The 12,991-nt window shown below is 61.9% G+C and carries 11 protein-coding genes; 6 read left to right on the top strand and 5 right to left on the bottom strand.

All coding sequences use genetic code 11. From position 1 onward, the window contains the following. Positions 1-24 precede the first annotated feature (24 nt). Complete coding sequence (locus tag O2S87_RS03420) at positions 25-660, bottom strand: hypothetical protein (RefSeq protein ID WP_475407400.1); 636 nt, start codon at positions 658-660, stop codon at positions 25-27. 380 nt (positions 661-1,040) lie between these two features. Between O2S87_RS03420 and O2S87_RS03415 the strand changes: the two genes are divergently transcribed. Next, a complete protein-coding gene (locus O2S87_RS03415) occupies positions 1,041-1,688 on the top strand; it encodes a chemotaxis protein CheC (RefSeq protein ID WP_475407399.1) in 648 nt (215 codons plus the stop codon). Between the two features lie 146 nt (positions 1,689-1,834). On the opposite strand, the gene aspS is transcribed toward O2S87_RS03415, so the two are convergent. From aspS to O2S87_RS03400, 3 genes are read right to left on the bottom strand one after another with little or no spacing between them, the layout of a single operon-like run. Next, the gene (aspS, locus tag O2S87_RS03410) at positions 1,835-3,139 is read right to left on the bottom strand and encodes an aspartate--tRNA(Asn) ligase (protein WP_475407398.1); all 1,305 of its coding nucleotides are present in this window, start codon (positions 3,137-3,139) and stop codon (positions 1,835-1,837) included. Between the two features lie 53 nt (positions 3,140-3,192). Further along, the gene (locus tag O2S87_RS03405) at positions 3,193-3,597 is read right to left on the bottom strand and encodes a DUF2267 domain-containing protein (protein WP_475407397.1); all 405 of its coding nucleotides are present in this window, start codon (positions 3,595-3,597) and stop codon (positions 3,193-3,195) included. Further along, on the bottom strand, positions 3,594-4,019 hold the full coding sequence (locus O2S87_RS03400) for a CBS domain-containing protein (RefSeq protein WP_475407396.1): 426 nt from the start codon (positions 4,017-4,019) through the stop codon (positions 3,594-3,596). Before O2S87_RS03400 ends, O2S87_RS03405 begins: the two co-directional genes overlap by 4 nt. Positions 4,020-4,275: 256 nt before the next feature. Here O2S87_RS03400 and O2S87_RS03395 point away from each other — a divergent pair, with 256 nt between their 5' ends. Together O2S87_RS03395 and O2S87_RS03390 are read left to right on the top strand one after the other, a co-directional pair. Next, on the top strand, positions 4,276-5,472 hold the full coding sequence (locus tag O2S87_RS03395; RefSeq protein ID WP_475407395.1) for a DUF418 domain-containing protein: 1,197 nt from the start codon (positions 4,276-4,278) through the stop codon (positions 5,470-5,472). Between the two features lie 64 nt (positions 5,473-5,536). Further along, positions 5,537-7,660 carry an SLC13 family permease gene (locus tag O2S87_RS03390; RefSeq protein WP_475407394.1) on the top strand — a complete coding sequence of 708 codons (2,124 nt, stop codon included), beginning with the start codon at positions 5,537-5,539 and terminating at the stop codon, positions 7,658-7,660. A 36-nt stretch (positions 7,661-7,696) separates the two neighbouring features. Here the strand turns inward: O2S87_RS03390 and O2S87_RS03385 are convergent, their stop codons facing one another. Continuing rightward, positions 7,697-8,425, bottom strand: a complete 729-nt coding sequence (locus O2S87_RS03385) for a phosphoglycerol geranylgeranyltransferase (RefSeq protein ID WP_475407393.1) — start codon at positions 8,423-8,425, stop codon at positions 7,697-7,699. A 206-nt stretch (positions 8,426-8,631) separates the two neighbouring features. Here O2S87_RS03385 and O2S87_RS03380 point away from each other — a divergent pair, with 206 nt between their 5' ends. The 3 genes from O2S87_RS03380 to O2S87_RS03370 all read left to right on the top strand — a co-directional run bounded on the left by O2S87_RS03380 (position 8,632) and on the right by O2S87_RS03370 (position 12,941). Then, entirely contained in the window at positions 8,632-11,958 is a 3,327-nt protein-coding gene (locus tag O2S87_RS03380; RefSeq protein WP_475407392.1) for a PAS domain-containing protein, read from the top strand. 335 nt (positions 11,959-12,293) lie between these two features. After that, positions 12,294-12,476 (top strand): hypothetical protein, encoded by a 183-nt coding sequence (locus O2S87_RS03375; protein ID WP_475407391.1) that lies wholly within the window; start codon positions 12,294-12,296, stop codon positions 12,474-12,476. A gap of 24 nt (positions 12,477-12,500) precedes the next feature. Then, positions 12,501-12,941 carry a DUF2237 family protein gene (locus tag O2S87_RS03370; RefSeq protein WP_475407390.1) on the top strand — a complete coding sequence of 147 codons (441 nt, stop codon included), beginning with the start codon at positions 12,501-12,503 and terminating at the stop codon, positions 12,939-12,941. Positions 12,942-12,991 lie beyond the last annotated feature (50 nt).

The raw sequence follows: 12,991 nt of genomic DNA, 5'->3' as shown, positions 1-12,991 counted from the left end.
ACGGTAGGAACCGATTAACGGTTGTTATTCGTCGATTCGAGGGTCCTTTGTACGGTCGGTCCCCGTTTGTATGTCGACCGACTCGTCTTTAGAGTCGATGCCGAGATGATCTGCACCGTCGGGTGTAAGTTGGATGCGAGCGCTAGGATGTTGGTCGGCATCCGCGGTCAGCAGGCCCGCATCGCGCAGGCGGTCGACTTCGTCCATCGCGTCGCCGTACGAATAGTCACCGAAGATGACGGCCGTATCGAGGAGGAGTTTCTCGGGGACGCCGTCACCGTGGCCGCCGTTGGCATACCCCTCCGAGCCGCCCTCGACAGCGGCAGTCATTGTCGCCACATAGCGCGTGATGTCTGCCTCGCCAGTGAGGTCGTCATGCCACCGGGGAGGAAACGCACTCACGCCACCATCGAGCCGGTAGACTTCGGTTTCGGTCTGCCACTCGTCGGCCTCAACAAGCCGCGTTTCGAGTCCGTCGCGGAGTGCCGACTCGTTGAACCGGCTGTTTCCCAGTGCATCAATATACCTGTCGAGCCGGTCGTTGGGCACGCCAGGGCCGGTATCGAACCGCTCGATCAACCGTAGCAAGTCGTGGATCGTGAGCGTCTCACCACGATTGGCCGCCTCATCGAGGACCGCATCCGAAAGGTCGGTGCTCATTGTCTACTGTAGGTGGTTCGACAATAAAAGTCGCGTGGCCATGTGTGTATTCGTACAGTAACTAACGGCTACTCGATACGTATTGTAACTCCAGGATGGGTTGCTACTTACAGGCCATTTCACGGAGGGTGTCTTCGACTGGCGTCTCAACCGATTCGCAGTAGATACGCATCGCGTACTGTAACGCATTCGTCAGTACAATTCGGATGTTCCCCTGTGGCTCTGGGATGTAAATATTTTAGAATTTACAGGTATGGACAGTACAATTCTCATATAAACTACTGGGCTGACTGTGCTGTCGACGTCCGAGAGTTGAAGACGGTCATGTCACACAGGAATAAAGATAACTATACTATGATACAACGAATTGGGATATCCATATGAGTCTGAAGGTCGACATTCGGAAACTCGAGCTTTTTAATAAGATCTGTCGCGAGGGCTCTAAGCGAGTCGCCGACAGCCTCTCGCAGATGTCGGGAATGGACGCCAAGATCGAGATGGCGAAAATCAACTTCCTACATATCGACGACGTCAAAACCCACCTCGGCGGCACTGAGGCGGTCGGCATCGACGTCGAACTCGTTGAATCGCCCTACGGCTACGTGCTGTTCATTCTCGATCCCGACCACAGCAAGGAGTTGGCGGGGTCGATGATCCCCGGTGATATGGGCAGCGACGGTGATGGGTTTTCGAGCATGGAGCAGTCGGCGATCCAAGAGATCGGCAACATCATGACCTCCAGCTACATCGACGGCTGGGCGAACGTCCTCAACACGACGATCGACATCGATACGCCGACGTTCACCTACGGGACGACCGAGGAGATCGTCGACAAAATGGGCGGCTGGCCCGACAAGGAGATGGTGTTCGTTCTCGACTCGCAGATCAAAACCCAGGATACAGACCTCGATCTCACTGTTTATACCTTCCCACAGCTCTCGGACCTCGTCGATCTCGTCCGGCAGATCGACGTCGACACGGATGTCGAATCCGAAAGCATCGCCAGCGAAATCCTCTCGAATACGTAGTCGACTCTAGGCTCGATCGCTGCAGGTCGCATAGGAACTAGCGATCCTGATGGAATCGTTTGCTCCCACTCGATGATCGCGCCGTCGCCGCTCACGGCTTCCACCGGTCGCCGTTCGCTGCCGAGGTCGCAAAGCGACCTCGCTCCCTACGGTGACAGGCGCTGTCGGTCTCGCGGGAAGAGAACAGCTTCCCGAATGTTGCTCAGCCCGAGGATCGTCATCACGAGTCGCTCGCCACCGAGACCGAACCCGGCGTGTGGCGGCATGCCGTACTTGAACATCTTCGTGTAGTACTCGAACTCATCGGGGTCGAGTCCCTGCTGTTCGAAGCCTTCGATCAGGTGGTCGTAGCGGTGTTCACGCTGGCCACCCGAGACGAGTTCCATCCGGGGGTGCATCAGATCGAAGCCCGTCGACAACTGCTCGTCCTCGGCCTGATCCATGATATAAAAGGGCTTGATCTCGCTGGGCCAGTCGGTGATGAAGTAGTGTTCGCCGACGTCCTCGCCGAGCGCGACCTCGCCCTCGGTCGGCAGGTCGTCGCCCCACAGCAACTGCTCGTCGAGTTGGCCGGTGGCGTTGATGCGCTCGATGGCCTCCTCGTAGCTCAGCCGTGGGAAGTCGCCGTCGGGAACCTCGAACTCCTCGGCCAGTCCGAGCGCGTCGAGTTCGTCGGCGCAGTTGGCGTCGACGGCCTCGTAGGCCGCTTTCACGACTGCTTCGGCGACGTCCATCGCCTCGTGGTGATCGCAAAAGGCTCCCTCGAAGTCGATTGAGGTCGCTTCGTTGAGGTGCCGCGGAGTGTTGTGTTCCTCGGCGCGGAAGATCGGGCCGATCTCGAAAACGCGTTCGAGGTTCGAACCGGCCATCAGCTGTTTGAATAGCTGCGGGCTCTGGTTCATGAAGGCCTCTTCACCGAAGTAGGTGATCGGGAACAGCTCGGTGCCGCCTTCGGTCCCCGTCGCAACGATTTTCGGTGTGGTGATCTCCGTACACATCAGGTCGCGGAACGTCTCGCGGGCGGCGCGCTGGATCTCGGCGCGGATCGTGAAGATCGCCTGGACCTCCTCCTTGCGGAGATCGAGCGTCCGGTTGTCGAGTCGTGTCGAGATCTCGGCGTCGACCTTGCCGGATGGATCGAGCGGCAGTTCGGTGTCGGCTTCAGCGATGACCTCGACGGAATCGGGGGTGAGTTCGACACCCGTGGGTGCGCGGGGCTCCTCGTCGACCGGTCCCGTTGTGGTGATCACGCTCTCGCGCGAGGCACCGAGGCCCGTCTCGACGAGGTCGTCGTCCATCTCGTCTTTTTCGAACTTGATCTGGATTTTGCCGGTTGTATCCCGCAAAATGAGAAAGGCGATGCCACCGAGGTCGCGGACTTCGTGGACCCAGCCGGCGACCGTAACGGTCTCACCCGGCTCGGCATCCGCAGTGTAGGTTCGGTCCTGCATACGCGAGGGTTTCGCCCACACCCATTAAACTCGGCCGGTTTTGGCCGACGGCCCTACTGCTCGCGGGCCAAGGGGTGTGGCTCGTCGACGAACTGGAAAATCGACTCGAACTCCTCGGGTAACTGGCCCCGTACTTTCTCGATGTTTCCCGCGGGCACCACTTCACTGACGAGCCCGACGATCGTCCCGGCGTAGTAGTTGGCGTCCGATCGGTCGACCGCCGCGCGTTCGCTCACCCGGTCGAGAAACTCGTCGTAGCTGAATTTCTCACCTGATTTAGCCTCGATCAGATGCCGGTCGACCTCCATCGGCAACGGGCTGGCCAGATCGGCCGCCTCGCCCGGGTCTATCCGTTCGCCGAGCGTCGTCAGCACGGCCCGTGTCGCCCGCACGGCCGGACCGAGTTCGTCGAGTTCGAGTCGGTGTTGGACCTGACCCACGAACTCCTTGTAGTTCATTCGTAGTCCGGTCGCTGGGCCTCGATGACCTTTGAGAGCCCCTGCTGTTCGTCCGCCAGCAGTGTGGTCAGGTCGTCAGAGGTGAGAATCCCGGCGAGCTCGCCGGAGTCGTTGGTGACGGGGAGCCGCCGAATCCCCTTCTCACTCATTCGGTCGACGGCCTCGTAGAAGCCAGCGTCCCGATCGGCGGTCTCGACATCTTCGGTCATCACGTTGCTTGCGGTCATCTCACTTGTGTCGCCTTCCTCGGCGACACACCGGAGGGCGAGGTCTCGGTCGGTGACGATCCCGACCGGCGTCTCGTCGTCGACGATCACGACGCTGCCGACGGTCTCGTCGGCCATCCGCTGGGCGATCTCCGAGACGGCTGTGTCTTCAGTTGCCGTTACAACGTCACTGCGTGCGAGGTCTTCGATTGGCATTGGTTGACACCACGTCGCGGTTCGCTTTGAGTTGGCTTATACTTTTATACGTAAAATAGACTAGTAAGAACAACCATCCTACTGTATCGTATTAATAGCCGACCAGTCGATCGGGACGCCAGTTTGATCGTGGGTGTGGCGGCGTTCCCGTGAGAACATGGTGGGGTTACTCGTGGGTGTGTGAGGAGACGACTGGCTGGGCCGGCCGTCGACCGAATACAGGACGTTTTTACTCATTGAACTGAATTCCCAACCAATGGATCGGGAGCTGGCTCCAACCTCGCCCACGGATCGGATCGTCAGTCTGGATGTCCTTCGCGGGGTCGCACTGCTCGGTATTCTCCTCATCAACATCTGGGTGTTCTCGATGCCGTTCGCCGTGCTGTCGAATCCGACCGCGTACGGTGACTTCTCCGGGTTGAACTACCTCGCGTGGCTGGCCGCCTACGTGTTCGCCCAAGAGAAGTTCATCACGCTGTTTACGCTCATGTTCGGCGCGGGGATCATTCTCTTTACTCGGAACAAAGACGAGGTCTCGGCGATCCGGCTTCACTACCGCCGGACGGCGATTTTGCTGGTCATTGGGCTCGCCCACGCCTACCTGCTGTGGTACGGCGACATCCTGGTTCCCTACGCGCTGTGCGGATTTGTCGTCGTCGCGGCGCGTGACTGGGAGCCCGCCCGCCTGGCTCGGATCGGCCTGCTGCTGATGGCGATTCCAACGCTGCTGTACATCAGCCAGGGCCTGTCGGTCGACCCCGGCACGACGTTCGCCTTCTGGTCGCCCTCGGAGGCTGCGCTTGCCGAGGAAATCGCAACCTACCGCGACGGCTGGGTCGGCCAGTTCGACCATCGGTTCGACACCGCGCTCTCCCAGCAGACCAGCGGCTTTTTCCTCAACACGGCCTGGCGGCTCGGCGGGCTGATGCTGTGGGGAATGGCCCTATTTAAATGGGGCGTGCTCGCCAACGAACGGTCGACGCGGTTCTACAAGCGACTCCTCGTTGGCGGTGGCGTCAGTGGACTCGCGCTAGTTCTCGCGGGACTGTGGTACAACACGGCCGTCGACTGGCAGGCGCCCGGCGCGCTGTTTTTCGGCACGCAGTTCAACTACTGGGGGAGCTTCCTTTTGGCGCTCGCCTACATCGCCGTGGTGATGCTCTGGTGTCGACACTCGGCGACAGGGCTGGTGTCGACCGCGTTGGCGGCCGTGGGTCGGACCGCGCTCAGCAACTACCTCCTGCAGACCCTGTTGGCGACCTCGATTTTCTACGGCCACGGCCTCGGCCTCTTTGGCTCGGTCAGTCGGGTCGAACAGCTCGTGGTCGTCGTCGCCATCTGGGCAGTCCAGCTCGTTGTTTCAGTTCTCTGGCTTCGCTACTTCCGGTTCGGCCCGGTGGAATGGCTCTGGCGAACGGGGACCTACGGCCGTCGACAGCCGCTTCGCAAGTAGGGCTGCGAGAAATCGATACAGTAGTGCTTTAATTCACTATCTACAACAGGTCAGACAGTAACAAATGTTTTCGACCCTCGTCGCCGACGGACTGCTCACCACGTCGGGCTTGCCGTGGGGGCTCACCCCCGATATTCTGGTCGTATTCGCGATTATCCTGCTCGCGCTGGTGTTCTTCGTCGCCCAGCCGATCCCCATCGATACGACCGCGATTGCGATCATGGTCGGGCTGATCGTCCTGGAACCCTGGACGGGCGTCACCCCCGCCGAGGGCGTCTCGGGGTTTTCGAACACCGCGACGATCACGGTGCTGGCGATGTTCATCCTCAGCGAGGGGGTCAGACAGACCGGCGCAATCCAGCTGTTGACCCGGAAGGTCTCGGAGTACACCGGCGGCAGCGAGACCAAACAGTTGCTGGCGATCATGGGGCTCGCTGGCCCCCCGGCGGGCTTCGTCAACAATACGCCGATCGTCGCCATTCTCATCCCCGCAATTTCCGAACTCGCAAAGAAGGCCAACACCTCGCCCTCGAAGCTCCTGATGCCGATGTCGTTTGCCGCGATGATGGGCGGAACGCTGACGCTGATCGGCACGTCGACCAACCTGCTTGCCTCCGACATCTGGGCGCGACAGGGCGGCGGCGAGCCGTTTTCGATGTTCGAGTTTACGCAGCTCGGTGTGCTGGTGTTAGTGGTCGGCATTATCTATCTCATGACTATCGGCCGCTATCTCACGCCCGCGCGAATCAAGCCCTCGTCGGACCCCAACGAGGAGTTCGGCCTCTCGGAGTATCTCACCGACGTCGTCGTCCGTGAGGACGCCGACCTCGTCGGCAGCCGCGTTCGAGACCTCCGTGGTGACGACCTCGATCTCGACGTGTTCCAGATCGTCAGAAACGGCCGGACGATCACCCGCGGGCTCCGCCACAAGCGCATCCGCGCGGGCGACATTCTCGCGGTTCGCGCCGACGAGGAAACCCTCCAGACGATCCTCGACGAGAAGAGTCTCGACCTGCTGCCCGAGGTGATCGACGAGTTCGACCAAGAGGAGTCGTTGAAGATCAGACGCGCGGTCATCAGCGAACTCAATGGTGACGACAACGGTTCGACTCAAGCGGACGAAAGCGAGGAGACCGGCGAGATCGACACAGCGAGCGTCGACACCGACACCAACACCGATACGGACCCCAGGCTTCCGTCCGAGGATCGAGAACTTACCGACGGGTCGGGAGGCGAACCCGGTGAGGAGATCGACGAGCCAAAAGACGAAGCCACCAAGGAAGAAGACGAAACCGACGAAGCCGAAGATGAAGACGAGGAAGATGAAAAAGCCGACAAGACGCTGACCGAGGTCGTCCTGTTGCCGGGGTCGTGGCTCACGGGTCGGCCGTTTCGCGTCTCGGACTTCCAGCGTCGACACGACGTGACGGTGCTGGCGATCCGCCGCGGCAGCGAGGTCATCCGCGAGCGAATGCGGGGACTCCGTCTGCAGGGCGGCGACACGCTGCTGGTTCAGGCTGGGGAGTCGACGCTCGAATCGCTCCGAGCAGACCGCTCGCTGGTCGTCTCGGGCGAGGACAACTGGGAGGGCTTCGACAAACGAAAGATCCCGGTCGCACTCGGCATCATCGCGGGCGTCGTCGGGTTGGCAGCGTTCGATATCCTCCCGATTATGGTCAGCGCGCTCGGCGGCATCGTGGCGATGATCTTCTCGGGCTGTCTGCGGCCCGCCGACGCCTACGACGCGGTCAGTTGGGACGTGATCTTCCTGCTGGCGGGCGTGATTCCGCTGGGGATCGCCATGGAGGAGTCGGGCGCGGCGGCCTTCCTCGGCGAACTCATCGTCGCTTCGGGGTCGCTGTTGCCGCCGCTTGCCTTGCTGGGGGTGTTCTACCTGTTCACCGCGCTGCTGACCAACCTCGTCAGCAACAACGCCAGTGTTGTGTTGATGATCCCGCTGGCAATCGACACGGCCTCGACGCTGGGGGCCAACCCGTTTTCGTTCGTGCTCGCGGTGACGTTCGCCGCGTCGACGGCCTTTATGACGCCCGTCGGCTACCAGACGAACCTAATGGTGTACGCCCCCGGCGGCTACCGGTTCTCGGATTTCATCCGGGTCGGACTGCCGCTCCAACTGCTGTTGACGATCGTGACGCCGCTCGGGATTGCGCTGTTCTGGGGCGTCTGAGATCGCTTAGAAGAAAGTGGAAGGCAGACAGCCACGTTAGTTCGTCGGCGTCGACGCCGTGTGGGCGTCCTTGACGCCGTCGACCGTCTCGCTCACGGCGTCGCAGCCCTTGTCGTGCAGCAGGTCGCCGACGACGACCACGTCGGCGTGTTGGCCCATCTCGTAGGCGTCGTCGTAGTCGTGGATGCCGCCGCCGTAGAACAGCGTCGCATCGTCAAGCGCATCGCTGGCGGCCTCCACGATCTCGGAATCCCCAAAGGTGCCGGAGTACTCCAGATAGATGATTTCCTGGCCGAACATCTTCTCGGCCACCCGCGCGTAGGAGGCCACGTCGTCGGCCGACTGATCGCAGTCGGCGTCGGTGTACTCGGCGACCGAGGCCTCGGGATTCAGGACGATGTAGGCCTCGGTCGTCGTCCGATCCCAGTCGAGGCCGTTTTCGATCCGCACCCACTCTTTGTGCGCGCCGACGATCCAGAACGGATCGCTCGAATTGAAAACGGTCGGTATTAGATACCCCTCCAAGGCTGGCGAATCGATGACGACCGAGGGGTTCGACGGCTCCTGGTACAGCGGCACGTCGTAGGCCGCGCAGGCGTCGACCACTCGCTGCATCTTGTCTTCGGTCATTCCCAGCGTCCCGCCGATCTCGATCGCATCGGTGCCGGTCGCACAGACGTCCTCGAACGTCTCGCCGTCGACCAACGGCTTGTCCGGATCGATTTTGAGGAGATGGTCCCACTCGGTCCACGGGCGTGTGCTCATGTTGGATTGAGGTGTCTTGTGTGACAATAAAAAGGGTGCGGTGGCCGATTCTGTCGGCTCGACGGCATCTCCGGCACAAGTGAATCACTGCGGATGGTAACTAACTAGCTCACATCTACATTTTATCGCACAAGTCTCACGTAATATTACTCTCAACGCACTATCAACAGTGATATACGACTGACTCGCTTATCTAATTGGAAGAAATGCAGAAACTAGAGGTCCTCTACGTCGACCTCAATTCCCAGCGGGCGGATGGAGCACTCGACGGGCTTGCAGCGGCCGATTCCGGGCTTGCTGTGGAGTTGGTCGACGAGGTCGAAGACGCCGTGGCTCGCTGTCGAACCTCCGAGGTCGACTGTCTGGTAAGCGAGTGGATCGGTTCGGAGGCCGACCGAACGGCGTTCGTCAATGCCGTACGGGACGCTGCGCTCGAGCTTCCGATACTCTGGATCACCGACCAGCCCGCCGCGACCGTCGGTCCGACGCTCGAACGGGGGCTGACCGAGTACGTTTATAAACAGGAACCGCCCGAACTGTACACCGTTCTGGCCCACCGGATCCGCTCGACGCTCGCCTCGGCGACTCCCGAATCGCAGCCCCCACCGGCCGCCTCGACGAGCGTCGACGCCGACGCCGACCTACCTGAGACGGATCACTCCGAGCGCGGTCACGCCGACGCCGACCTACTCGAGACCGATGGACCCGAGATCGGTCACACCGACGCCGACGAACCACACACGGAGGGCGTCTCCGAGGAGATCGTCGACCTGAGCCAGGTCGGGATTCTCCTGTTCAACGCGGCGGGTAAAATCACGCTCCTCAATCCAGTCGCCGAAGAGATCATGGGTCTGCCGGCGAGCGAGGCGATCGGCAGCGACTGTGAGGCGTTGGATATGCGGACGATAACCGACCAGGCGGTGCCGATGGCCGATCGGCCCGTTGCCCGCGTGCTGGCTTCGGGCGAGTCGATCGTCGACGAGCTCGTCAGTGTTCCGGCCGAAGAGGGCCGCCGCTGGCTCTCGATCAGCGCCTCGCCGCTGGCCAACGGCGAAACGGTCGAAGGCGTGGTGGTCACACTCGACGATGTCTCGGCGGAGATCGAACTGGAGACGACGCTCGAAACCGTTCTCGACCGGATGACCGACGGCTTTGTCGCGTTCGATACCGACCTTCGGTTCACCTATTTCAGCACGCAGGCCATCGACGAATCCCGATATCCTAACGTCGACTACGTCGGCGCGAAGCTCTCGGATCTCCATCCGGAACTCGGCATGTACGAAGACGACCTCCGAGCGGTCCTCGACACACAGGAATCGACGGCTGTCGAGACGTATCTCCCCGAGCCGACCGACGCGTGGATTCGCGCGCGGTTGTACCCCTCCGAAACCGGTATTTCGGTGTTCTACCGTGATATCTCCGAAGAAAAGCAACGCGAACGCGAGCTCGAACAGTACAAACAGATCGTCGAGTCGGTTCGAGACGGCGTCTGCATTCTCGATTCCGAGCTGCGGTTCGTTTACGTCAATCCCGCGTTCACCGAACTCACAGGCTACTCAGCAGCCGAATTGCGTGGCGAAAGCGCCGCACTGATTACGGATCCCGAGGATATGGCGGAGGCACGTGACCGCCGGGCGGCGCTGGTCGACGGCGAGGCTGACGCGACGATGCTCACCGCCGAGATTCGGACAGCCTCCGGCGAGCGAGTGCCGGTCGAGTCCTGGATGACGCCACTAACGCTGATCGATGGTGGACACGGGACAGTCAGTATCGTCCGAGATGTCAGCTTCCGAAAGCACACCGAACAGCTGTTCACCGCGCTCTACGAGGCCGCCCACGACCTGCTGTCGGTCCGGTCCGAAGGGGGTATCGCCGAAATCGCTGTCGAGGCCGCCTCCACGATGTTCGGGTTCGACGACGCAATCATGTTCAGTTACGACGACGCCACCAACGCCTTTCGGCCGCTGGCGCACACCCCGGCTGTTGAGACGAGCTACTCTGAACTCCCGTCGATCCCCGCCAGCAGCACCAGCCTCTCAGGGCGGGCGTTTTTCGAGTCCGAACTCGTCACAACCGCAGATATGAGCGCCCATCCCGAGGTCTTCGACCCCGAGACACCCTACCGGCGGGCGATGTTCATCCCGATCGAAGAGCACGGCGTGCTGTTCGTCGGCGACACCGACACCGGAGCCACCGCCGAGCGGACGCGGACCGTCGCCGAGCTGCTCGGCGCGACCGTAGCGGCCGCGTTCAATCGACTCGAACTGGAGCGCCAGTCGCAGGCCCACCGCCAGACGCTGGCCGACCAGACCGCCGAGCTGGCCGCACTGGCTCACACGAACGAACTCGTCGGCGAACTCGTCGACCGATTGTTCGAAGCCTCGACCCGCGAGGAGGCCGAGGCCGCCGTCTGTTCGGTGTTGGCCGGGTTCGACCGCTATGCGTTCGCGTGGATCGGCTCGGCTGACCGCCGGACCGACACGATCGAGACACGGGCCACCGCGGGCGACGACGGCGGCTATCTCGACTGGCTCGACCAGCAGCTGTCGACCAGCGGCCTGTCGGTCGTCGACGAGCCGACTTGCAGTGCGCTCAGAACGACCGAACCCGTGTCGGTCGAGCAGATCTCGATGGATTGGCAGCGGTCTCCGTGGCGAAAGGAGGCGCTCTCGCGCGGCTACCAGTCGGTGTTCAGCGTTCCGTTAGTTCACTCGGAGATCACCTACGGCGTGCTCTCGGTGTACGCCACCGCGCCGTCGGCGTTCGACGAGCACATCCGAACGCTCCTGGGCGTTTTCGGCCGGATCATCGCCTACGTTATCGCCGCGACCGAAACCAAACGCGGGCTGTTTACCGACGCTCGGACGGTCGTCGAACTCGACGTCGAGGCCAGCGACGACGTGTTGAGCCGTCTGGCCGCCCACCTCGGCGAGACCGTCTCGTTCGAAGGGATCGTTCCCCAGCGCGAGGGACGGTCGCTCCTCTACTTTTCGACCGAAGCGTCGACGGCGGCCGTAGAGCGGGCGGCCGAACAGCACTTCGCGATCGAGACGCTTCGGGCGATCACCCGCCACGACGAGATGGCACTGTTCGAAGCGACCGTCTCTGGGTCCCTGCTCGCCGCCACGCTCGTCGACTGCGGGGCGATCCCAAGACGGATCGACGCCGACGGCGAGCGCCAACACGTCGAGCTGGTCGTCCCCCAGACGACCGCGGTTCGGACGGTCACCGAGCGGCTCAACCGCGAATATCCGTCGACAGTGGTCTCTCGACACCCGAGCGACCAAGGCCTGCAGACGCGTGAGACCTTCCAGATGCAACTGCTCGACAGGCTCACCCCGCGCCAAGAAGAGACGCTCCGGACGGCGTTTTTCGCGCGCTACTTCGACTCGCCGCGCGGGAGTACGGGCACCGAAATCGGCGAGTCGCTCGGCATCTCACAGCCGACGGTCAACTACCACCTCCGTGCAGCGCTACGGTCCCTCCTGACGATGCTGTTCGAGCAGCCAGCCGACGAGGCTCTAGATAGATAGCCCCGATCGTTCGCCGACCCTGTATATATAGCAGTGATGGTTTTACACCTCCCGTTCGTCACATCTTATATGGCAGCAGACAGCCGCTGTCTGTACCTTTCGTGACGGCCCACACGGCTGTCGACGAGGCTGCACTGGCTGTCGATACTGCATGCTGTGGGCTCGCCAACGGGCTCACAACGCGGCTATCGCAGTCCGGATCCGCACACTGCGGTCGACCTGTGGGAGGCCCGTTCGGGGGAGCGGGCCTCGTTGCCGTGTCGTTGGGGGACGACACGCGACGGTCGAAACTCCGGGGAAGGCTGCCATACTGCTCGGCCGTTCCGTCGACACTGATGGAACGTACGCCGGTTGGCTCCGTTGGTGGGGGCCACGGGACCGACCGGTCACCGAGCCGTTACCGGTTTATACTGGACGGCACCCGACGGGGGCGGCACTACCGGGCAGCACGCTGCCGCCACACCTTTTGTTCACTCGTCTCACGGGCGACTCGCCGCACCCAAGAGGCCAACACCTAACTCGCAGTCGAGAGATGTCGACGTATGTCTTCCGACGAATCGAACGTGCTTGGTCGCCCGCTTGAACCTTGTAGTACGGTCCCCGAAACCGGGTTTTTGCGCGACGGTCACTGTCGACACCTCGACCGCGATCCGGGTCGACACGAACTCTGTGCAGTCATGACGCAGGAATTTCTCGAATACAGCCGCGCCCAAGGCAACGACCTGGTAACACCGCGGCCCGAATTCCAGTTCCCCGGGCTTCATCCGGGCGACCGCTGGTGTGTCTGTCTGCCGCGCTGGCTCGAAGCCCGCGAGGCTGGCTGCGCCCCGCCGGTCGTTCTTGAAGCGACGACCGAGGGCGTCCTTGACGAAGTTTCGGTCGACGAACTCCGCGCATACACGCACGAGCAGCCAGACACGTACGAGGAGTCAGGCACGAACACGGGTATGGATACAGATACCGATACGCGTCACGGCGAGTAGACAGTAGGCACTGCCTGCGATAGCGAATCCGTCTTTTCAAACGGTGAGAA

This window comes from Halohasta sp. A2 (genome assembly GCF_056175805.1).
The sequence above is the reverse complement of the archived record's forward strand: the minus strand, read 5'-3'. Positions and strand labels throughout refer to the sequence as shown.

Bases quoted from the DNA above. Each gene is read 5' to 3' on its own strand.
- O2S87_RS03380 (WP_475407392.1), top strand. From the start codon at position 8,632: ATGCAGAAACTAGAGGTCCTCTACGTCGACCTCAATTCCCAGCGGGCG.
- O2S87_RS03405 (WP_475407397.1), bottom strand. From the start codon at position 3,597: ATGAACTACAAGGAGTTCGTGGGTCAGGTCCAACACCGACTCGAACTC.
- O2S87_RS03400 (WP_475407396.1), bottom strand. From the start codon at position 4,019: ATGCCAATCGAAGACCTCGCACGCAGTGACGTTGTAACGGCAACTGAA.
- O2S87_RS03370 (WP_475407390.1), top strand. From the start codon at position 12,501: ATGTCTTCCGACGAATCGAACGTGCTTGGTCGCCCGCTTGAACCTTGT.
- O2S87_RS03385 (WP_475407393.1), bottom strand. From the start codon at position 8,425: ATGAGCACACGCCCGTGGACCGAGTGGGACCATCTCCTCAAAATCGAT.
- O2S87_RS03375 (WP_475407391.1), top strand. From the start codon at position 12,294: ATGGAACGTACGCCGGTTGGCTCCGTTGGTGGGGGCCACGGGACCGAC.
- O2S87_RS03415 (WP_475407399.1), top strand. From the start codon at position 1,041: ATGAGTCTGAAGGTCGACATTCGGAAACTCGAGCTTTTTAATAAGATC.
- aspS (WP_475407398.1), bottom strand. From the start codon at position 3,139: ATGCAGGACCGAACCTACACTGCGGATGCCGAGCCGGGTGAGACCGTT.
- O2S87_RS03390 (WP_475407394.1), top strand. From the start codon at position 5,537: ATGTTTTCGACCCTCGTCGCCGACGGACTGCTCACCACGTCGGGCTTG.
- O2S87_RS03395 (WP_475407395.1), top strand. From the start codon at position 4,276: ATGGATCGGGAGCTGGCTCCAACCTCGCCCACGGATCGGATCGTCAGT.
- O2S87_RS03420 (WP_475407400.1), bottom strand. From the start codon at position 660: ATGAGCACCGACCTTTCGGATGCGGTCCTCGATGAGGCGGCCAATCGT.